Here is a 20,816-nt window from a genome sequence, read left to right on the forward strand (position 1 = left end):
TCTCGGTCGGCCGTGCACCCGATTGAACCCGGGTGGGTACACGCCCCCCGTCGGGTTCGCAGCTCCGCTCTCGCGATCGGGCCTGCACTTGAAAGGTTAGTGAGGGCTTGTCAGCTCCAGGAGTCGCCGAGGTTAACGCTCGGCGCTGGAGATTACGGTTGTGTGACACCAATGGGGGGTGCCCCGTCTCCCGACGGGCTGGTCGCGTGTCGCCCGACGGCCTATTCGCGCGCCCCGCGGCTGCTCATGATGCGGCGATAGAGCGGCAGGCTCATACGCGCGGCGACGAGCAGGGCGAAGCGTTGCGGCTCCCGCGCCCGCGCCAGTGACAGCACCACCGACGGCGTCATCTCCCGGCGGGCGGTGCGCACCAGGGCACGCGATTCCTCGGCGGAGTACGCCCCGCTCGTGGCGTCCTTCATGCGCGAGAGCAGGGAGAAGCGTGCCGTGTAGTAGTCGAACTCCCGGCCGCCGACAGCGCCGACCTGTCGGGCGCACCCGCGAACGACGGATCCGACCTGCTCGAGGGAGGGAGCGCGTCGGGTGTTCGACCTGATGATCGATCCGCTCCGCAGTCTGTAGGTGTAGACGGTGTCGCGGATGCCGACCACCGACTCCGCGGCGACGAGGAGCTGGGCGACCATGGCCTGGTCGGAGTGCACCCGGGAGCGGGTGAAGGTGATCGCCGGGAACAGGCGGCGGGCGAACAGCTTGTTCCAGAGGTGACCGCTCACCCGGCCGACCAGCATGGCGCGGAAGGCGGTCGCGCCGTCGACCGTGCCGACGGGCAGCGACGGCACGGGTCGGCGTGAGCCGTCCACCGAGAGGTACTCGGCACCCGCGCATACGATGTCGGCGGCGAGGCCGTCGGCCGCGGCGAGCATCGTCGCGGCGGCATCCGGAGTCCAGTCGTCGTCGGCGTCCACGAACCAGATGAACCGGCCCGACGAGGCGGCGACCCCGGCCTCACGGGCCGCGGCAACGCCGCCGTTCTCAGCCAGGGGGACGAAGACGACCGACGGATGCCGGGAGGCCAGCTCTTCCGCCACGGCGGCGGTGTCGTCGCTGGAGCCGTCGTCGACGATCACGATCTCGACGGGGATGCTCTGCAGCAGGAGCCTCTCGACCGCGTCGCCGAGGAAGTCCGCGGCGTTGTAGGCGGGGATGACGACGCTCACGTCGGGGCCGGCGGTCATCGCGGGCCGTCCGTGGCGACCATCCGCAGCACGGTCTCGAGATCCCTTCCGCTGGAGCCGACCGAGAACCTGTCGAGCCACGCGTCGATGCCGGTGACGTCGATGGCGCTGGCGCGCTCCACGGCGTCAGCGAGCTGCTCGGCCGTCGGCCCGAGGGCGAGCTCGCCGGTGATGCCCGGCACGATGGCGTCGGCGACGCCGAGAGCCCCGGAGACGGCGACCGACGGCACGCCGGCGGCCGCGGCCTCGACCAGGACGTTGCCGAACCCCTCGCGGATCGACGGCAGCACCACCACGGAGTTCGGCTGGAAGTGCGAGAACCAGTCCTCGACCCAGCCCTTGTCGTCGAAGGAGACTCCGAGCCGTTCGGCTTCGGCTGTCACCGAGTCGAGGAGCGGTCCGCCTCCGAAGGAGATGACCTCGGTGGGGATGCCGCGGCGGTTCAGCTCGGCTGCGGCATGGATGGCGAGCTCGGGTCGCTTCTGGGAGACGAGGCGCGCTGCGAGCACGAGCTGCAGTCCGCCATCGGTTCCGGGCACGCGCGTCACGCGGTCCATGCCGGCCACTTTCGCCGTTGCGGGGTTCGCGACGACGGTGCAGCGCTCGCCGGAGACGCCGAAGCCGCTCACCAGCTCGCCGGCCACGGGATGCGAGATGGCGATGACGTGATCGGCGCGGCCGTACATGCGCCGGGCGAAGCCGATCTTGACCTTGTGCGACAGGTCGGAATCGGCCAGTCCCAGGGAGACCAGATTGCGTTCGCTGATGATCACCGGAGGGCGCCGCGACTTGGGGCTCAGTGCGGCGGCGGTGAGGAGCACGAGGTTGGCGTGGGCCTGCAGGCTCACCGCCACGTCGGGCTTGAAGCCGCCGAAGATGGCGATGAGGGCCCGAGACTTGCCGACATGGCCGCCGGCCGTCGCCACTTGGTAGTGCACCACTCCGTCGGGCAGGTAGGTATCCGTGGCCTTGGCCGAGGTGGTGACGACGGCGACGGTGTGGCCGCGTTCGGCCAGCCACCCCATCCAGGTGCGGGCGACGAACTCGGCTCCCCCGCCGTGCAGGGACGGCACGACGAACAGGATGCGCAGCGGGCCGGTCGGCGTGTTCATCGGGCTCCTTGAGTGCGGCTGCTCTCGGATGCAGCATCGAGGGTGCGGATCAGTCTGGCCGGAGTGCCGCCGTAGAGGGAGTCGGGCTCGCAGTCGGCCGTGACGACAGAGCCCGCAGCGATGATGCATCCGGATCCGATCGTGACCCCGCCGAGCACGATGGCTCCGGCGCCGATCCACGTTCCGTCGCCGATATTGATGGGGGCGCTCACCGAGGCGCCGGCGCGTGCTTCAGACGGACCGATCTGGTGGGTCGTCGGCACCAGTTGCACGCGCGGGCCGATGGAGACCCTGTCGCCGAGCACGACGGGCGCGTTCGAGCCGACGAGGAGTTCGACGTTGATGAAGCATCCGTCTCCGATTCTCAGCAGGTCGACCCGTTCGATGAAGCGGATGCCGGGACGGATGCGCGTTCCGGCGCCGATCGCCGCCCCGCTTAGGCGCAGCAGCCGCACCCGCAGGCGCGGGGACCAGACCGCGCTCGAGGCGACGGTGTTGGCGATGAGCTGCGTGATCGCCCCCATCAGCCGGACTCCCCGACCACCAGCACGCCGCGGGTTGCCGCTGCGGCTGTCGAGGGGGCACGCACCGCCGTGCCCAACCCGGCCGTGTTCGCCCGGGCGAGCTCGATGACCCCGGGCAGCGCTGCCGCTATGGTGTCGCGCGTGCTGGACGACTCCGGCATGACACGGGCGAGGGCTGCGATGACAGGAGCCGCGAAGTCGCCCGTTGGCGAGACGCACAACTCCGGGGCGCCGAAGAGGTCCATGAGTCCCTCGACCTTGCCTTGGGTCGCGAGGGTGACCGCCGGGGTGCCACCCATGAGCGACATGATCGAGAGGTGCATGCGGCCGGTGACCGTGACTGCGGCCCGAGCAGCGAGAGCACGCACCTGAGCCGGAGGGAGCAGCCCGTCGACGAGGGTGACGTCGTGGCCGCCGACGACATCGGCCACCGCCCGGCACGCAGCCAGGTCGTCGCTCAGGTCCTTGATGACGTGCGGCAGGAGCACCACGTGCAATCCGGCGGAGCGCAGGTGATCGATGATGCGCCGGTACTGCGAGGTCTGATCGGTCGTGCGAGCGATGAGGCCGCTGACGTTGACGATGGCGAACGGAACCTCGGGGATGGCGACGGCGGTGTCCATCGTCGTCGCGGAGAACACGATGTCGGCGACGGGGGTGACGTTCCGGATGCCCTGCTCGGTCGCACGCAGGGCTGAACGAGGGTCGCGCAGCAGCGGGACGACGCCGGCACGACTGGCGCGGACCAGAGCGCGGCGGGCTCCGAAGCTCGGCGACCCGTTCCAGCTGAACCCGATGATGCGGGTCGGAACCCCCTCACGGGCGCCGATCTCGGCGAGCGCCGCGCGCCGCACGGATCCGCGGAGGCTGTAGCGGCCGTCCATGATGTCGGCTCCGATGATGGAGAGGCTGCGCGCCCCGGCCAGGAGCCCGACGAACGATCGGACGGCGGCGGCATGCTCCGCGCCCTCGCCGTAGACAAGACTCGGGAGCGGGAAGACCTTCACCTTCGAACTCACGCCGGCCGGTACGACGAAATCATCACTCGCGCGCACGATGGCGATGATCGGCCCCGGAGCGTTCTCCAGGAACGCCTCGAACAGCGCCTGATCCCCGATGTTGCCGCGACCCGGCGCCGCGATCAGCAGGTGGGCGTCACGGTGCCCCGAGGAGTCGAGAGCGCTCGACGCCCGCCGGGCTGTCGCCCGGTCGCGTCGCGGTGGAAGCCCCGAGCTGTAGCGCAGATCCCTCCAGCCGCGCAGCATTCGCGATTGGATGCGTCTTCTCATTCCTGCTCCGTTCTGGCCGATGGCTCAGGGGTGTCGGTTGAGGCTGTGGCTGGTGCGTGGGCCGGGGTCTCCTCAGCGGGTGCCGGGGTACGGGCCCGGGTGAGGTAGCGCCGGGCTCCGATGACCTGGAGCACGTCGGCGCGGAAGCGCGGCCAGATCGCCGCCTCGAGGGCGAGCATGCCGAGCAGGGCGACGGAGCCGATGGCGAGGTGCAGGAGCGGCTGGTCGGCCGGCACCGCGAGGGTGGACGCGTAGGAGGCGCCGGTGGCGATACCGAACACCGTGATCATGCGCAGACCGTTGAGGAACAGGCGCTTGGCGTCGACGTCGGAGACCTTGCTGATCCAGAGCAGTGCGATCGGCCAGGTGATGCCGAGGCCGAGGGCGAAGCCGGCGGCCACGCCGTAGACGCCCCACACCGAGCCGAGCAGGATGAGCCCGATGGTGATGGGTCGGGTGACGAGCGCCGACATCAGGTTCGACCTGGTCAGTCCCTTGGAGAGGAACACCCAGTAGCTCACATACGCGGCGGCCTGAAACCAGCCCGCGATGAGCAGGATCTGGAACACCGGCACTGCCTCGAGCCACTGTGCGCCGAGCATGATCGACACCACGGCTGTCGCCTGCGCTCCGAGGAAGGCGAACATGAGCCCCACGATGGTGAGCAGTGTTGTCTGGCCGAAGCTGATGAAGGCGTTGAAGCGGTCGCGCTGGTCCTGCAGGCGCGACAGCACCGGGAGCGCCACACGCGTCGCCGGAGCCTGCAGCTGCAGGAGCGGGAGCATGACCAGCTGGAACGACCTGTTGTAGAGGCCGAGCGCCGCCGGCCCGAAGCGGGCGCCGATGATGACGGAGTCGACATTGCGGCTGACGTAGTTCAGCATCTGGGCCAGGAAGACCGTGACGCCGTACGACAACAGCGGTCCCATGCCGGCCCGCCGGTGCATGCCGCGCGGGTACCAGTCCGTCACGATCACGAGCACGATGAGCACGAGGAGCGCCTGACCGACCTGCTGCACCGCCAGCGCCCAGTAGCCGCCGCCCAGCACGCCGACCACGATGGCCGCGGCGAGGGCTATCGCCTGGCCGACGGCATCCGCCACGACCAGCCGTCCGAAGCCGAGGTGACGACCGAGATCGGCGCGGAACTGCGTGGACAGGCCGTTGAGCAGGAAGGTGACCGAGAGCACCTCGGTGAGCAGGCGCAGCCTGTCGTCGCCGTACAGCGAGGCGATGGGGCCGGCGAGCAGGAAGGTCACGACGCTCAGCACCAGGCCGATGCCCGTGTTGATCCAGAACAGGTTGTCCTTCTGCTGCGGCGACAGGGTCTTGGCCTGCACCGCGGCCGAGGAGAGTCCGAAGTCGCGGAACACCTCCCCGATGCCGATGACCGCCGTGACCATCGCCACGAGGCCGAAGTCCGTCGGCCCGAGGAGTCGCGCGAGCACGACGACGCCGACCAGCTGCACGACCACCCGCACGGCCTGCCCGCCGATCATGACGACGGCACCGCGCGATGCCGAGGTGGCGAGCGACTGCTCGACCCCGTCCGCCGGCCTTCGCCTGGTGCGCGTCATCGGGCTGCCTCGGCTATGGCGATGGCCCGGCGGTAGGCGGCCTCGTGCTCACGGCCGAGCACGTTCCAGTCGCGGCGGGACAGGTCGGGTGCGGCATCCGCGCCGACAGTGCGCACGGTCTGGAGTGCTGCGGCGATCTGCTCCGGTCCGAGCTCGCCGTCGTACTCGATCACCCAGCCCGGTCCGACCTCCTCGCGGAGCGCGGTGTTGGCGGGCGACCGCGGCACGAGGGCCGGGCGCGAGAGCGAGAGGGCGACCAGGATGGCCCCCGAGTTGTGCATCTCGCGGTACGGCAGCACGACGAGCTCGGCGCGGCCGATCTCGTCGACGAGCACGTCGTCGTCGACGTAGGCGAGCAACGCGGAGGTTCGCGGATCACGGGTGACGCGCTCCTCGACGAGTTCGCGCTGGCCCACACTCGGGCTGCCGACGACACGCAGCGTGAGGTCATCGCCCGGAAGCTCCCTGAAGGCGTCGAAGAGAAGGTCGACGCCCTTGTACGGACGGATGATGCCGAAGTACAGGATGCGGCCGTGCTCGCGCTCCGGCAGCGGATACTGCGCGAACTTCTCGATGTAGTGGCCGTGCAGGATGGTGACGGCCTCGGCATCCGTCGGCAGTTCCGTCGTCGGATTGAGTCGGAGATAGAGCGAGGTGGCGCGGTCGACGAGGTCGAGCGAACGGTTCTCCCCCGCTGAGCCGGCTTCGTGCGGCGTCACGTTGTGCAGTGTGCGCACGATCGGGATGCGGCGGCGCTTGAGCCTGAACACCAGCACCTGCAGAGCACGCCTGCGCGCGAACCGCTTGAGCGGCTTCTTGCCGCGGATCATCAGTTCGGGCCAGTGCACGTGGAAGACGTCGTAGTCGGCCGCGAGCGCGCGCTTCCAGGTGAAGTAGCGGATGGTGACATCGGGCGCGGCACCGTCGACCATGATGTCGACGTACTTGGTGCGTCCGTCCGGCGGCGCGAGAGTGTGCTGCACGACGAGCGGTCGTGTCGTGCCGACGATGGTCGGGTTCTCGGTCGCACTGGTCATAGGCGCTTCGTCGTCTCCTCGAAAGCTGGAAGGGGTGGAACGACGTTGAACCTCTTGCCGACAGTACCGTCGGATTTTCGTCGGTAGCCTTGGTGTCGCGAGATGTACACCCGGTCGTAACGTGTGAGCAACACTCACGGATGGGGGTTTGGTACAACTTGAGAGGACAGACGCGTGCGCCGTGGCCCGCTGTGAGAAATCGACGAAAGGCCAATGCGTGAAGATCTCTGTTATCGGATGCGGCTACCTGGGAGCCGTGCACGCGGCGAGCATGGCCGAACTGGGCCACGACGTCATCGGAATCGATGTCGACGAGGCCAAGATCACCGCCCTTGCCGAGGGGCGCGCGCCGTTCTTCGAGCCGGGTTTGCCCGAGATCCTGGTGTCGGGAGTCGAGTCGGGTCGGCTGAGTTTCAGCACCGACATCGCCGATGCCGCTGGTGCCACCGTGCACTTCGTCGCCGTTGGCACACCGCAGAAGAAGGGGTCGTACGCGGCCGACCTCACCTACGTCGACGCGGCCATCGACGCCCTCATCCCGCACCTCTCCGCCGGTGACCTCGTGGCCGGCAAGTCGACGGTTCCCGTCGGCACCGCAGCCCGCCTCGCCGGGAAGATCGCAGCATCCGGAACCGGAGCCATCCTGGCGTGGAACCCCGAGTTCCTGCGCGAGGGCTTCGCCGTGAAGGACACCATCACGCCCGACAGGCTCGTCTACGGCCTGCCCCCCGAGGGTGCCGCCGCCGAGTCGGCCGAGTCGTTGCTGAGCCAGGTCTACGCGTCCGCGATTGCCGCCGACACGCCCCTCGTGACGACCGACTACGCCACGGCGGAGCTGGTGAAGGTCTCGGCCAATGCCTTCCTCGCCACCAAGATCTCATTCATCAACGCCATGGCCGAGATCGCCGAGGTGACCGGGGCCGACGTGACGCAGCTGGCTGACGCCATCGGCTACGACGCCCGCATCGGTCGGCGCTTCCTCGGGGCCGGAGCGGGATTCGGCGGCGGATGCCTCCCCAAGGACATCCGGGCCTTCACCGCGCGGGCGGAGGAGCTCGGCCGCGGCGAATCCGTCGCCTTCCTCAAGGAGGTGGATGCCATCAACCTGCGCCGCCGGCAGCGCGTCGTCGACCTCGCCGTCGACGCGCTAGGCGGACAGGTGCACGGGAAGAAGGTGGCCGTTCTGGGCCTCGCCTTCAAGCCGTTCTCCGACGACATCCGCGACTCACCGGCTCTCGACGTGGCCGTGCGCCTCAAGGGCCTGGGTGCTGATGTGATCGCGACAGATCCCGAGGCCATTGAGAACTCGAAGCGACTCCATCCGCAGCTCACCTACGTCACCGACACGGCCGAGGCTCTCTCAGGAGCCGACTTGGTCGTGCTCGTGACGGAGTGGAACGAGTACCGTCACATGGAGCCTGCGTTCGCCAGCCCTCTTGTCGCGGCCAAGATCGTGATCGACGGCCGCAACTGCCTCGACGCCGCCGCCTGGCGTGCCGACGGCTGGACCTACAGGGGCCTCGGCCGCCCCTGAGCTCCGCACGATGAAGCCCGGGCCTTCCGCGCGGAAGGTCCGGGCTTCTCGTTCGTTGAGGCCCGGATGCAGTCCGCGGCCGAAGCGCGGCACCCCGTGCGATCGAGGGCCGGCGCGTAGTGCCCTCAGTGGCGGGTCAGCACCTGGGTCAACGGGCGACGCGGCGATCGGGCGACGCGATAGCCGTCTGCGGGTGCGTTGCCCACAGCGATCAGGCAGATGACGTCTTCGGAGTCCGGGATGCCGGCCTCCAGGCGTAGGGCATCCGTACGCGCGTTCGTCATCGACCAGTTGAGCATGCAGCTCGAGAGCCCCAGCCCGTGCAGCGCCCAGACCAGGGTCATGGCGAACAGTCCGCCGTCGACCCATCGCTGATTGCGCTCCCCAGCGCCGGCGAACAGGCCGCGCTCGACCGTGACGATCATCACTGTGCGCACGTGGTGACGGAAGCCGGCGTTGCCGTTCTGATGGGCGAGGATGCGCGCGCTGTCCTCCGCTCCATCGAAGACGTGCACGCGCGCCGCCTGACGGTTGCAGACCGATGGAGTGGATCCGGCGAGGCGTACGGCCTCGTCGATGAGGCGCGGGTCGACGGGGCGGTCCTCGTCGAAATCGCGCACGCTGTGACGGCTGCTGAAGAACTGCTGCAGCAACTCCGGGTCCAAGGTCTCTGTCGGCGCAGCCACGGGGCTCACGACGTCGCTCAGAGCGCCCGCGGAGTTCCATCCGGCCAGGGCTTCCCGCGCGTCGACGGCGAACGCCTGGTACTCCCGGTCGATGCCGACGCCCGCCGGCACGAGCATCGCGAGCCGACGGTCGACCGCATCGCCGAACGGTTGCTTCGGTGCGCGAAGGCTCAACCCCTTCTCCACGCGGTGGTAGTCCTTCGTGACCTGCGTCTCGAGGTGGATACCTGTGAGCTCAGCGTTCGCAGCATCGTCGGTGGGCGCAGCCGTGGCTCTGTACGAGCGGTAGTCCCGGGCGAACTCAGCGCCCATCGCGAATCGTCGGCGCACCAGGCGCACCGGCTTCCGAACGAGTTCCCGAATTCCAGCCATGCGACGTCCTCCCCCGAGCGACGGAGGTGGATCCCCCCCCTGTTCAGGGTACAGAGCGGGTGTTAAGGGCGGATTACGGGAGACTGCACGTTTCGCTCTCCGCCGGCACGCCTACATCCAGGACTGGAAGGTCTTGATCATGTCGGTCTGGGTCCAGCCCGGAACGACGTGCCCCTGGTCGTGGTACTGCACGATCACCTCGGTCGCCACCGGCCGCGCCTTGTCGGCGAGCGCGAGCCCATGCCTCGACGGGATGACCAGAGGATCGACGAGCGAGACGACGGTCTTGATCCGCGTGCCCTTCCAGGCCGACTGGTCGAAACGCGCTGGGTTGGTGGCGACCGCGAGAGCTCGGTTGTTGCCGTACACCGGGGCGATGCGCACGGGGTCGCGGTCGTACAGGTCCTCCATGTCGTACGTGGCGTTGGCCATGTACATGCCGCGAGCCGCCGGCACGAGCTTCTTGCCGTAGGAGTAGCACATCAGCGACCCTCCGCCGGAGTTGCCGCGCATGAAGCTCAACCCGACCTTCCACACCGTGCTCACGTACTTCGCGACGTTCACCTGCGCCTGGATGGCGGGCTGCGTGGTCCAGAGACTGCCGCCGTAGTTGGCGCAGACGCACACGGCGCCCTGGTCGACGGCCATCTCGGCGCCGTACTTGTAGGCGCCGTCGATCGAGGTGTAGTCCGAGCCGTTGGCGTGGAAGAACCACAGCACGCCGACCGCCTTCTTCGTTCCGGGCGGCGAGGCATACGGCACGAAGATGCGCACCCTGTCGGTGCCGAGGAGAACGTCGATGGCCTCGTACTGCTTCTTGCCGAGCCTCGTCACGCGCACGGCGCTGCGACTCACCTCGTAGGGCAGAGTCGGGATGGGCGATGTCGCAGCCTGGGCGACCCCTCCTGACGAGAGTGCGCCGAGCAGTACTCCGCCGACGGCACCCCCCAGAACCGTGCGTCGGTTCAGCATCATCGAAGGTCGGATGTCGGTCGGGGGTCTGGTGTCGGTCGAGCGTCGGATGTCGGTCGAGGTGGGGCGCGTTTCGGGCATGCTGCCTCCTGGCTCACGGACGGCCCGACCCGCGCGTGGCGCGGGCGGCCGATTCGGCATGACTCTAACAACGCGAATGACCCGAAACCGTGGATGCCTCATGTTGTTAACAGGATCGACATACTGGCGTCGGAGGCGCCGGGGATCCTTGCACTTTGAGAATGCCCGCTATAGCTTGTGAGAACCGTGATGCGGCCCCCGGGAGGGTGTGTCGTGTCCGGAGCGAGGGAACGGGCGATGATGCTGGACCGATGATTGCGGGTCTGGCGACCGAGTCTTCGCATCGCTGTGACCCCACCCTCGCGTGCGACATCGCATGACAGCATCCGTTCGAGGGAAGGGGAACACGATGGCCTCCATCGCGATCATCTCGCCCCTCACCGAGTCCAAGGTGTCGGGCACTCTCAACGTGGTCGCCAAGGTCACCGGCGGCACGAAGGTCTCCAACGTCGTGATCATCATCGGCGTGCCCGAGTTCGGCACCCGCGAAGCGAAGGGCGTCGGCGGCGGCAAGTACTACGTCGCCTGGAACACCACGCGCAAGCTCGTCGACAACGTCACGCCGACGCCGTCCGACGGCGTCTTCTGGATCCGGGCGCGCGCCGTGGTCGACGGTGTGACCGTCACCTCGCCCTTCATCGGCGTCGCCACGGCGAACAGGTTCCAGGGCGACTCGCTGCCCACGGGCGGATGGCGCTCCGAGCTCGCCTGGGCTGCGAAGTACGACGGAACCCTCGAGCAGTGGAAGCAGAGCCACTCCGCCGTCGTGGGCGCCAAGTACGCCCAGCTCGTGAACGATCCCGTGCTGGGGGCCGCCCGCAAGGTGCTGAAGGTCTCTATGCCCGAGAGCGCCCGGTACGACGCTGAGCAGCCCACCAAGACGACTGTGCGGTTCCAGTCGTCCAGCCGCCGCAACATCGTCGAGGGCGACGAGTTCTGCGTCGGCTTCGCCTTCATGCCCTCGACCGATTTCCCCACGGTGTACCCGAAGAACGACCCGGCCAATCCGAAGGGGCCGGATGCCACTGGCTACATCGCCCTGTTCCAGTTCTACGGTCCGCCCTACGTGCAGGGCTCCCCGCTCGTGCTGCACGCCGACAGGCGGCTGAAGAGCGAGCCACTCGATGAGTTCGTGATCCGCGGCAACGAGCTGAACGCCGGCGATCCGTGGCCCTACCTCTCGCTCCCCTATCGGCGCGGACGGTGGACTGACGTCGTGCTGCGCATCCACGTCTCGCGATCGATCAGCAAGGGCTGGATCGAGACTTACGTCAACCAGGGAGCGGCCACCACAGTGCAGCCGGTGCCGTTCGTCAACGGCGCCCACCGCGTTCCGCGTGTTCTGGCTCGTCCCGACAGTGAGGCGTTCCGCACCGACATGCAGATCTACCGGGTGGTCAACAGGTTCCCCGTCGTGTCGATGTGGCACGCGGGCCACAAGGTCGCGCGCACCGTCGCCGAGGCCGATCCGCGCTCGTATCGGAACGGAGCGAAGCCGTGACCGGCGCCATCCGTCGGCGCACCGTGATCATCGCCGCCCTCGGTACCGTCGCGGCGGGTGCGGCGACGGTCGTCCTGCTGCCGCGCGATGATGCGCCGAGCACCGCGCGCACTGCCGCGCCGACGTCGACCCCCACCCCGACCGCAGACGCCGTGCCCACCCGCACCATCGACGACGTGCGAGCCGAGGCGCGTGGGAGCGCTGGCATGCGGCTGGCGGAGAGCCCGTGGAGCGCGGGGGTCGGAGCGACGACGGCGTGGAGCGCCCAATACGTGGCGTGGCTGTTGCGCGAGAACGCCGTGCCCCAGACGCGCGATGCCCGCGAGTTGTACGAGCACTTCGACGCGCGCGGCCTGGTGGGCACCGAACCGCGCGCTGGCGCCGTGATCTTCTACAGCGCGGGGCCGGTCGACACCATCTACCACGCAGGCTTCGTGGACGACGTGCGCGCCGACTCGATCGCCACGGTGGAGGGCGACGTGCCCGAGTTCCTGCCGTCGGATCAGACCTTCGTGCGCCGTTACGGGCAGCCCTGGGACACGAACGTCGTCTACGGCTACCCCGAGTACGTTCCGTCGGCATGAGCTGGCGGCATCGACGCCGACTGGCCGGCGTGCTGATGGTGCTCTACCTCATCGTGCTCGCTCTCATCGTGCTGTGGCCGGAGCCCGTGGACCGACCGATCAGCCACGAGATCTACGCCTTCGTGATCTGGGCGCACCAACATGGCATGCCGTGGATGAGCTACAAGCTCATCGAGTTCAGCTCGAACGTGGTGATGTTCATCCCCTTCGGAGTGATCCTGACCGTGCTCCTGGGACGCAGGCGCTGGTGGATGGCGACCATCGCCGGCGTGCTGTTCTCGTCGGCGATCGAACTCGCGCAGTTCCTACTCCTGCCCGATCGCTACCCGAGCGGGCGCGACGTCATCGCGAACAGCACTGGCGCCCTCATCGGCAGCCTGATCGTGCTGGTGATCGGCACGCTCATCGCCCGGCGGCGGCCGCCTCGCGCCGCAGCCGTGGGCGTGGTGCCGACGTCCACCTCTGCGCGCTGAAGCTCGGACGACGTCCGGGGCCGAAGCGCCGTCCATTGCGTCACAACACAAAAGAGCACGGCCCCGGTTTCCCGGGGCCGTGCTCGTGCGTTCTCGAAGGGGTTACGCTGCTGCGCGGTTGCGACGCACCGTGGTCAGCACGACCACGAGGGCGATGCCGAGCAGGATCGCGCCGGCGGCGCCCCAGATGAGGAGCATCGGAACGTTGGCGCCGGTCGAGGCGAGGCCGTCAGCGGACGACGAGTCCGCCGGGAGCACCGTGAACGTGGCGACAGCGACCGCGTTGGCCGTCGTAGCGGTGACCGTGTAGGTGCCGGGCGCGCTGGCGGTGGCGGTGGTCGAGACCGATCCGCTCGCGTCGGTGGTCTTGGCGATCGAGCCGGCCTTGACGACAGCCAGGGTGACGCCGTCGCCCTGAATCGTGACGGGCGCGTTGGCGTCGAGTCCGGAGAAGCTCAGCTCCGCCGAGTTACCGGCCGTGGTCGTGGCGCTGGAGCCCTGACCGTTGTACTCAGCGGCAGTCGCTGCGGTGACCGGGATGGCAACGAACGCCACGACGGCGAGCGCAATCGCGACAAGCTTCTTCTTCATGATGGGACCCCTTGATTTGTGATTGTGCGACCGCTGAACGCAACTGCGATCTAAGACCGTTTCAGAGTACGGCATTTTCACAGGTAAGCGGTAACCGATTAACCGGGACGTTACGCAGCATCGGCGTCATCTCAAGGCCCGCACCCCGTTTACTGGGGTCGTCGCCGAGGAATCCGAAGGTCAGCGTCGTACTCTCGCCAGGCGCGAGTTCCGTCGAGAACTTGCTGAGGGGGTATCCGTTCTCGATGCTCGGGTAATACCCCGAATCCTTCCCGTCACGCAGTGCTCCCAGGTTGTACGAGCCGGGCGGCGCGTAGGCCGCTACCGACGTCGAGATATTCCCTGCCGCCACGCCCTTGAGCCCTCCGCCGGTGACATATTCCGGCAGGGTGGTCGCCGCATCCGCCGGCGCCGTATTCGTCAGCTTCACGTGCAGTTCGTAATAGGGGCGCTCGTCCTTGCGGCAGACGACATCTCCCATCGCGACTTCCATGTCGAGATAGGTGTCCATCTTCGACGCGGTCTGATCGTCGAAGTAGAGACCGAACCTCGAAGCCGACCCAGCGCTGGACGGAAGCTCTCCGGCGAGAGTCGTGCCCTCGAGGATCTCCTGGTCGTCGTCGTGGGAACTCCACACGAGCACCCGTCGCTCGTCTCCGGCGCGAATGAACGCATCGATCAGCTTCTTCGGGTCGGCGTCACCGCTCGCCACGGCGGCGAAGACCGCCGCGGCGGCTGACGCGAAGAACGCATCCTGATCGGCGGGATTCTCGTAGCGTGCGTACACGTCGCTCAGCAGCAGTTGAACCGCGTTCTCGCTCGTGATGACATCACCGCTCGGCAGGGTGACGGGACCAGTGGCTTCCAACAAGTAGCTCAACATGACCGGATCGGTGGCGATCACGCCGTCGACCTCGGTTCCGAACTGCCTCTTCCACATCTCGCGCGCGATCTGACCTGTGAGAGGGAACTGCGGGGTATAGCCGACATCCTGGATGTATTCGGCCGTGTTCTCACCCCAGATGGCCCTCACGTCAGTGGGCAGCTCGATCACGGGCGCGTCGTAGTGCGGGAAGTCGGACGAGCTCGCCTGCTCGGTCATCGCGAAGGCGCCGTCGTCGGTGTGGATGAGGGCGAGCGCCCCGGGGATCCCGCCGGACGATCGAAGTTCCGCATTGTTCTGGAACAGCATCAGGTAGTTGCGAGCGCCATCGGCGCCGAGCATCGCCGGCACGAGCTGCGCCGCGCGATCCAGCCCTCCGATCGCCGAGGCCGCATCCGCCAGCTGCGCCTCGTACGAGTCGCGTGCATCTGCCAACGGACCGATCACGTCGAGGTCATCGATCGAACGGATGTCGGTGCTCGCCTGGGAGATCGTGGCATCAGCAGCCGCGAGATCAGGCTGTGCAGCGATTAGCGGATCGAGGTCAATGCGACCGTCGACCGGCTTGAAGTCACCCAGCTGAATCGATCCGGCCAGATTCGACAGCGGCCGAACAGCGCCTTGCGCGACAGTGTCGACGGATGCCGCCAACTCCCGCATCACCGTGAGGTTCGGACCGATCCAGGGAACGACCTCGGCAGCGCGCCAGATCGGATCACTGGTCAGTTGCGCAGCCTGTGCGGCGTGGCTCTGGAGCTGGGATCCTGCTGCCTGAGCTGCGTCGCCGTCTCCAGCGACGACTCGCGACTTCATCTCGGTTGCGAGAGGAATGGCCTGTTCCAGCTCGCCCTTGGCGAGGAACCCGCGCACACCCACCCATGCCGCGATGGCTATCAACACGAAGACGACGCCCAGCACCACGAGGAGCACGACGCGACGAGAACGCGCACGTTGGCGGTGCGATCGTCTCGACACGGGCTCCCCCGCAGTATCGGGACGAGAGGTCATCCGTCAATTACACCAGACGATGCTGCCTAGCCCCGCAAGCTGGAATGGTGCTCCCGATACCACTGGACCGTCGACCGCAGCCCGTCCTCGAGGGAGATGCGTGCAGTCCACCCGGCGTTCGCGAGCCTTGACACGTCGAGCAGCTTCTGCGGCGTGCCGTCGGGCTTCGTCGTGTCCCACTGCGTTTCACCGTCGTAGTCGACGACTCGCGCCACCGTCTCCGCGATCTCACGGATGGTGACATCGCTTCCCGTACCGACGTTCACCTGTTCCGGCCCGTCGTAATTCTCCAGGAGATGCAGGCAGGCATCGGCCATGTCGTCGACGTGGAGGAACTCACGACGCGGCGTGCCGGTCCCCCAGTTCGTCACGGTTGTGACTCCAGCATCCGCCGCTTCGTCATATCTCCTGATGAGCGCGGGCAGTACGTGCGATCCCAATGGCGAGAAGTTGTCTCCAGGACCATACAGGTTCGTCGGCATAGCCGATATCCACGGCAACCCGAACTGCCGACGCACAGCCTGCACCTGCATGATGCCGGCGATCTTGGCGATCGCGTACGCGTCGTTCGTCTCCTCGAGATATCCGGTCAACAGCGCGTCCTCGCTGATCGGCTGCGGGGCGAACTTGGGATAGATGCACGACGAGCCGAGGAAGAGCAAGCGCTCCACCTCCACCTCGACAGCCGCGTCCATCAGATTCACCTGGATCTGAAGGTTCACGCTGAGGAAGTCGGCGGGATACGTGCTGTTCGCGAGAATCCCACCGACCTTCGCGGCTGCCAGCACCACGTAGCGAGGCCGGGCCTCCGCCATGAAGGCGAAGACGGCCTGACGGTCGGTGAGGTCGAGTTCCGATGACGACCGGCCGATGAGATTGGTGAACCCCTCGGCTTCGAGCTTGCGCCAGATTGCTGATCCGACGAGCCCGCGGTGCCCAGCGACATAGAAGGGGGCGTCGCGATCGAGCCGTGATGCCTCGAACGACGATCCATCCTGACCCACGAGACCGGTGAACGTCACCGGTCACCCCAGCTGTCGAGAGACACTGCGTCGATCCAGGGGCTCCCGGCGAACTCGAGGGCTTCGATATCAGCATCGACCATCAATCGCGCCAGTTCGTCGGGCCGCACGGATGCTTTCCAGCCGAGCTTGGAATTCGCCTTCGACGGGTCACCGACGAGCGCGTCGACCTCGGTGGGACGCAGGTACCGCTCATCGAATAGAACATGGTCTTCCCAGTTGAGGCCGGCGTGCTCGAACGAGATGGTGAGGAAATCGCGCACCGTCGTGGCGATACCGGTGGCGAGCACGAAGTCCTCGGGTTCGTCGACCTGCAGCATCCGCCACATCCCCTCGACGTACTCCGCGGCGTAGCCCCAGTCGCGCACGGCGTCGAGGTTGCCCATGTAGAGGTGCTCTTGACGCCCGGCCTTGATGGCGGCGACGGCGCGGGTGATCTTGCGCGTCACGAAGGTCTCTCCGCGGCGGGGGGACTCGTGGTTGAAAAGGATGCCGTTGACCGCGAACATGCCGTAGGCCTCGCGGTAGTTCTTCGTGATCCAGTAGCTGTAGAGCTTGGCCGCACCATAGGGCGAGCGGGGATAGAACGGAGTCTCCTCGTTCTGAGGCGGCGGGGTTGCGCCATAGAGTTCCGAACTCGAGGCCTGATAAAACCGCGTTTCGATTCCCGAGAGACGAACGGCCTCGAGAATGCGGATGGTTCCTGTGCCGGTGGTGTCGGCGGTGTGCTCGGGTTCGTCGAAGGAGACGCGCACATGCGACTGAGCACCCAGGTTGTAGACCTCGTCAGGATTGATCTCGGCGAGCAAAGTCACGAGACGAGCTCCATCGCTCAGATCTCCGTAGTGGAGAAAAAGGCGAGCGGATGGGTCGTGCGGGTCCACGTACAGGTGATCGATACGCGAGGTGTTGAACGTGGACGCCCTGCGGATGAGACCGTGGACCTCATAGCCCTTCGACAACAGAAGCTCGGCGAGGTACGAGCCGTCTTGCCCCGTGATACCGGTGATGAATGCTCGCTTGGTCAAGTTCGTTCTCCTCTACGCGTGGTTGCTGGACACACAACTAGGACGAATCCCTCATGCCAGCACGATGCTACTGGGTCGGAGGCGAACCAGTACTAAACGGTGTCAGGGAGAGCGTGGGCGCCCGCCGCGCGATCAGGTCGAGTTCTCCCAGATTGCCCTCACGCCAGTGGGCAGCTCGATCACGGGCGCGTCGTAGGCCAGGAAGTCGGACGAGCTCGCCTGCTCAGTCATCGCGAACGCGCCGTCGTCGGTATGGATGAGAGCGAGCGCCCCCGGGGATCCCGCTCGACGATTGAAGCTCAGCGTTGCTCTGGAGCAGCATCAGGTAGTTGCGTGGCCCATCGGCGCCGAGCATCGCCGGCACGACCGGTGCCACACGGCCGAGGGAGCCGATCGCCGGGGCGCTTCGGAGAGCTGCGCCTCGTGCGAATCGCGCGCAGTGGCCAACGGGCCGATCACATCGAGGCCATCAATCGAACGGATGTCGGTGTTGGCCTGCGAGATGGTGCCATCAGCGGCCGCGAGATCAGGTTTGGACGGATGCCGTCAACTCGCGCATCACGGTCAGACTTGGGCCTATCCGACGCGCGTTTTCAACGGCGCGCCAGATCGATCACTGGTGAGGGATGCCGCTTTCGCAGCGTGCGCCTGGAACTGCGAGCCCGGCCTCTGGGCAGCCTCGCTCTCGCCTGCCACTACCTGGGCCTTCATGTCGCTCGCGAGCGGGATGGTCTGCTCGCGCTCTTCTTTGGCGAGCAACTCGCGTACCCCGACCCACGTCACGACCGCGACCGCGACCGGAGCGATGGCGAGGCTAAGCACCACGAAATGCACAATGCGGCGCGCGGCCGGGCATGCGGCGGTTCGATCGTCTCGACGCGGGCTCCCCCGCAGAATCGGGACGAGAGGTCGGCGGTCAATTGCACCAGACGGATTTTCTCGAGTTCACCCACTCAAGTAGGTCTACCGGCACCAATCGAAGTCGAACGAGGCAGATGCTTTGAGGCCAACGCGTGTAGCTGAGCATTAGTGGCTGCTTTGTAACGGCGAACTGATTCTGAGGCGCACCATCGACTGCGATGTGTCCACAATGTCTCGCCAAACACCCGAGGTACCGCTCGCCGCTTACATCGAGGTCAACCTCGACCCCGTCGCCCATCGCGGATCTTCTCGTCATGGAACAACAGTCCTGCCTGTCGGCGCGATTCACCCGTTCGCGGTTCGAAGGTCGCGGAGGGCTACTTCGAACCGACCGGAGAGTCGTTTGCTTGCATCTACCGAAAGATGTGTCCCGTCACGGTACATGATCGTCCCGCCCTTGATGGTTGTGCAGGATTCGACATCGCAGAGCTCGTCGCGCAACTGGAGGGTATCGACCGCCCGCGATGAACCCAGGTGATCGTATATCCTCTGAACTTCCTGGAACTGGTCTTCCGCGGTGGTGAGGTCTATTTCGCCGACGCAGTTAAACGAGGCCATTGCGAATGACGAGCAAAGCTGGGGCTGGTATTCCTGATAGTCAACGTAGTTGTAAAACGGGATCTCCTGCACCAGAAGCACCTTGTGCCCAGCGGCACGCAGATTTTCAACCATCGCTCCGAGGGAACCCTCAAGGGAATGGAGCTTGCGGCTGGTTTCGGTGCTGGCATCTCGCTCGGACAGACCAGCGCGGATGCTTGATGAACTCCAATAGATTCCGACCTGCGAAATGATTACAGTGCCAGGAGTCGCGTCCGCGAGAAGGAAATCAATCGTGCCGGTGCGATACTCGTCGCACCTTGCATTCCATGCCGAGCTCATGTCGTTTCGGTAGAAGAACCCCGCAAATAGCGGGCACGCTGTAGAAGTACTCAGGTGCAGAGGTGCGTCGAGCGCTAGAGCCGCCCCCAGAACTGCTTCGCTGAAGTGGTCAGCGTTCGAATCTCCGACGAGATAGATGGGTGCCCCTTCCGCCGTACCGTTCCACGTGCAGGTGCCCTCGTCACGCATGCCCAACGGCAGTGTGGTGTCGCAGCCTGACGCTTCACCGAGGTGAGCTGAATCGGCTGCCTGATAAGCGCGGACGCCATCATTGGCGAACCCATCGCGCGCCGCAGCGAAAGTTCCTGCACTGAGGACAAGCGGAACGACGAGAATGGCAGCCGCCACCGGAATGAAACGCCGCAATGGCCTCGAAGGGAAAGCCCGGAGAGGGTTCTCGATCCACCGATAGGACGCCATTGCCGCCCCTAGCGAAACGGCGAGCGCAACTACACGAGCCCGCGGATCCTGTCCGGTGAGCAGATCAGCAAACACAATCAGCGGCCAATGCCAGAGGTACCACGAGTACGACCGGTCTCCGATCCACACTGCAGGCCGAGCGGCCAGTACTCTACTCATCACGTTGCTCCCCACTCGGCCCGCTGTGATCAGAAGCACAGTCGAGACAACCGGGAGTACCGTCCAAGGTCCCGGGAACGCATCCGCCTCACTTATGAGCCACATGCTCCCGAGAATTCCCGCCGCCCCAGCCACTCCGAACACCTTCGCCGAAGCGCTGGGCAGTCGTTCGATGCGGGTGAGCGCGAAAGCCACTAGCGCACCAGCGATGAACTCCCAGACCCGGCCGAGAGGCCCGTAGAAGCCGAAGGAAGTTCCTACGATGAATGTCGGAATTCGACCGGTGACTCCCCCAGCAATCGGGGGAACTCGGCCGACCGGGTCCGCGACGACGGCAGCGAAGGCCAGCAACGCTGACGCAAGCCCAACAGCAACGAGGATCGCCACCGGGAACCCCCGGGAAGCGCGCCCACGGCCAGATAGCCACCATCCGCACATGAGGAGCATCGGAAACCCGAGGTAAAACTGCTCCTCGACCGACAGAGACCAGGTGTGCAGTAGGGGGTTAATGTCCGCCGCCGGAGCGAAGTAGCCTCCCGTCGTGCCCGCAATGACATAGTTCGCCGAAATTAATAGGGCGCCGATTCCAGTAAGAGTGGCGTTCTGCAAGCTCCCAAGGGGCGACAGGAGCAGAGCAGCACCGGCGACGCTGAACACCACGACGACTGCAAGCGCAGGGGTAAGGCGTTTGAAACGGCGGACGTAAAACGACCGGAGTTCGATCCGTCCAGTCTTTTGTCGTTCGCGGATTAGCATGTTGGCGATTACGAACCCGGAGATGACGAAGAACATGTCCACTCCAACAAACCCGCCCGGAACGGGCAAGCCCGCGTGAAACAAGATCACCGCAAGCACTGCCAGCGCCCTGAGGCCCTGAATGTCTGCGTATCTGTGCATCTCCGATTACCTCATTCCTTTTGGACGCCCTGAAGCTTAACAACTCAGTGAACTCGGCCCTACTTGCTGT

At 66.5% G+C, this 20,816-nt stretch carries 18 protein-coding genes; 4 read left to right on the top strand and 14 right to left on the bottom strand.

All coding sequences use genetic code 11. The annotated features are described in order from the left end of the window. Positions 1-221: 221 nt before the first annotated feature. From ASF30_RS20770 to ASF30_RS20795, 6 genes are read right to left on the bottom strand one after another with little or no spacing between them, the layout of a single operon-like run. Positions 222-1,196, bottom strand: coding sequence for a glycosyltransferase family 2 protein (locus tag ASF30_RS20770; protein WP_055911247.1), 975 nt, complete (start codon positions 1,194-1,196; stop codon positions 222-224). Continuing rightward, positions 1,193-2,308 (bottom strand): glycosyltransferase, encoded by a 1,116-nt coding sequence (locus ASF30_RS20775; RefSeq protein ID WP_055911249.1) that lies wholly within the window; start codon positions 2,306-2,308, stop codon positions 1,193-1,195. The genes ASF30_RS20770 and ASF30_RS20775 overlap by 4 nt, the downstream gene beginning before the upstream one ends. Beyond that, a complete protein-coding gene (locus tag ASF30_RS20780; RefSeq protein ID WP_055911251.1) occupies positions 2,305-2,832 on the bottom strand; it encodes a DapH/DapD/GlmU-related protein in 528 nt (175 codons plus the stop codon). Before ASF30_RS20780 ends, ASF30_RS20775 begins: the two co-directional genes overlap by 4 nt. After that, positions 2,832-4,121, bottom strand: coding sequence for a polysaccharide pyruvyl transferase family protein (locus ASF30_RS20785; RefSeq protein ID WP_082468228.1), 1,290 nt, complete (start codon positions 4,119-4,121; stop codon positions 2,832-2,834). Before ASF30_RS20785 ends, ASF30_RS20780 begins: the two co-directional genes overlap by 1 nt. Next, positions 4,118-5,698 carry a lipopolysaccharide biosynthesis protein gene (locus ASF30_RS20790; RefSeq protein ID WP_055911255.1) on the bottom strand — a complete coding sequence of 527 codons (1,581 nt, stop codon included), beginning with the start codon at positions 5,696-5,698 and terminating at the stop codon, positions 4,118-4,120. Before ASF30_RS20790 ends, ASF30_RS20785 begins: the two co-directional genes overlap by 4 nt. After that, the gene (locus tag ASF30_RS20795) at positions 5,695-6,735 is read right to left on the bottom strand and encodes a glycosyltransferase (protein ID WP_055911257.1); all 1,041 of its coding nucleotides are present in this window, start codon (positions 6,733-6,735) and stop codon (positions 5,695-5,697) included. Before ASF30_RS20795 ends, ASF30_RS20790 begins: the two co-directional genes overlap by 4 nt. Positions 6,736-6,952: 217 nt before the next feature. Here ASF30_RS20795 and ASF30_RS20800 point away from each other — a divergent pair, with 217 nt between their 5' ends. Continuing rightward, positions 6,953-8,269, top strand: coding sequence for a UDP-glucose dehydrogenase family protein (locus ASF30_RS20800; RefSeq protein WP_055911259.1), 1,317 nt, complete (start codon positions 6,953-6,955; stop codon positions 8,267-8,269). Positions 8,270-8,394: 125 nt separating this feature from the next. Here the strand turns inward: ASF30_RS20800 and ASF30_RS20805 are convergent, their stop codons facing one another. After that, positions 8,395-9,327 carry a nitroreductase family protein gene (locus tag ASF30_RS20805; protein WP_157497557.1) on the bottom strand — a complete coding sequence of 311 codons (933 nt, stop codon included), beginning with the start codon at positions 9,325-9,327 and terminating at the stop codon, positions 8,395-8,397. 111 nt (positions 9,328-9,438) lie between these two features. Beyond that, positions 9,439-10,380: a hypothetical protein gene (locus tag ASF30_RS20810; RefSeq protein ID WP_055911261.1), complete on the bottom strand. Its 942-nt coding sequence runs from the start codon at positions 10,378-10,380 to the stop codon at positions 9,439-9,441. Between the two features lie 349 nt (positions 10,381-10,729). Here ASF30_RS20810 and ASF30_RS20815 point away from each other — a divergent pair, with 349 nt between their 5' ends. The 3 genes from ASF30_RS20815 to ASF30_RS20825 are packed head-to-tail and all read left to right on the top strand — an operon-like array spanning position 10,730 to position 12,938. Continuing rightward, a complete protein-coding gene (locus tag ASF30_RS20815; protein ID WP_055911263.1) occupies positions 10,730-11,881 on the top strand; it encodes a hypothetical protein in 1,152 nt (383 codons plus the stop codon). Beyond that, on the top strand, positions 11,878-12,465 hold the full coding sequence (locus ASF30_RS20820) for a CHAP domain-containing protein (protein WP_055911265.1): 588 nt from the start codon (positions 11,878-11,880) through the stop codon (positions 12,463-12,465). Before ASF30_RS20815 ends, ASF30_RS20820 begins: the two co-directional genes overlap by 4 nt. Then, positions 12,462-12,938 (top strand): VanZ family protein, encoded by a 477-nt coding sequence (locus ASF30_RS20825; RefSeq protein WP_082468230.1) that lies wholly within the window; start codon positions 12,462-12,464, stop codon positions 12,936-12,938. The genes ASF30_RS20820 and ASF30_RS20825 overlap by 4 nt, the downstream gene beginning before the upstream one ends. A 102-nt stretch (positions 12,939-13,040) precedes the next feature. On the opposite strand, the gene ASF30_RS20830 is transcribed toward ASF30_RS20825, so the two are convergent. The 6 genes from ASF30_RS20830 to ASF30_RS20855 form a co-directional block, all read right to left on the bottom strand. Continuing rightward, positions 13,041-13,529 carry a hypothetical protein gene (locus tag ASF30_RS20830; protein ID WP_055911269.1) on the bottom strand — a complete coding sequence of 163 codons (489 nt, stop codon included), beginning with the start codon at positions 13,527-13,529 and terminating at the stop codon, positions 13,041-13,043. Positions 13,530-13,590: 61 nt separating this feature from the next. Then, positions 13,591-15,063, bottom strand: a complete 1,473-nt coding sequence (locus ASF30_RS20835) for a DUF4012 domain-containing protein (protein WP_162240786.1) — start codon at positions 15,061-15,063, stop codon at positions 13,591-13,593. A 383-nt stretch (positions 15,064-15,446) separates the two neighbouring features. Beyond that, the gene (locus tag ASF30_RS20840; RefSeq protein ID WP_055911273.1) at positions 15,447-16,442 is read right to left on the bottom strand and encodes a GDP-L-fucose synthase family protein; all 996 of its coding nucleotides are present in this window, start codon (positions 16,440-16,442) and stop codon (positions 15,447-15,449) included. Further along, a complete protein-coding gene (gene gmd / locus ASF30_RS20845; protein WP_055911275.1) occupies positions 16,439-17,470 on the bottom strand; it encodes a GDP-mannose 4,6-dehydratase in 1,032 nt (343 codons plus the stop codon). Before gmd ends, ASF30_RS20840 begins: the two co-directional genes overlap by 4 nt. A gap of 576 nt (positions 17,471-18,046) precedes the next feature. Beyond that, on the bottom strand, positions 18,047-18,295 hold the full coding sequence (locus ASF30_RS20850; protein ID WP_157497558.1) for a hypothetical protein: 249 nt from the start codon (positions 18,293-18,295) through the stop codon (positions 18,047-18,049). A 381-nt stretch (positions 18,296-18,676) separates the two neighbouring features. Next, a complete protein-coding gene (locus ASF30_RS20855) occupies positions 18,677-20,746 on the bottom strand; it encodes an acyltransferase family protein (RefSeq protein WP_055911279.1) in 2,070 nt (689 codons plus the stop codon). Between the last annotated feature and the right edge of the window lie 70 nt (positions 20,747-20,816).

The organism is Leifsonia sp. Leaf264 (genome assembly GCF_001422325.1).
Lineage (GTDB): Bacteria > Actinomycetota > Actinomycetes > Actinomycetales > Microbacteriaceae > Orlajensenia.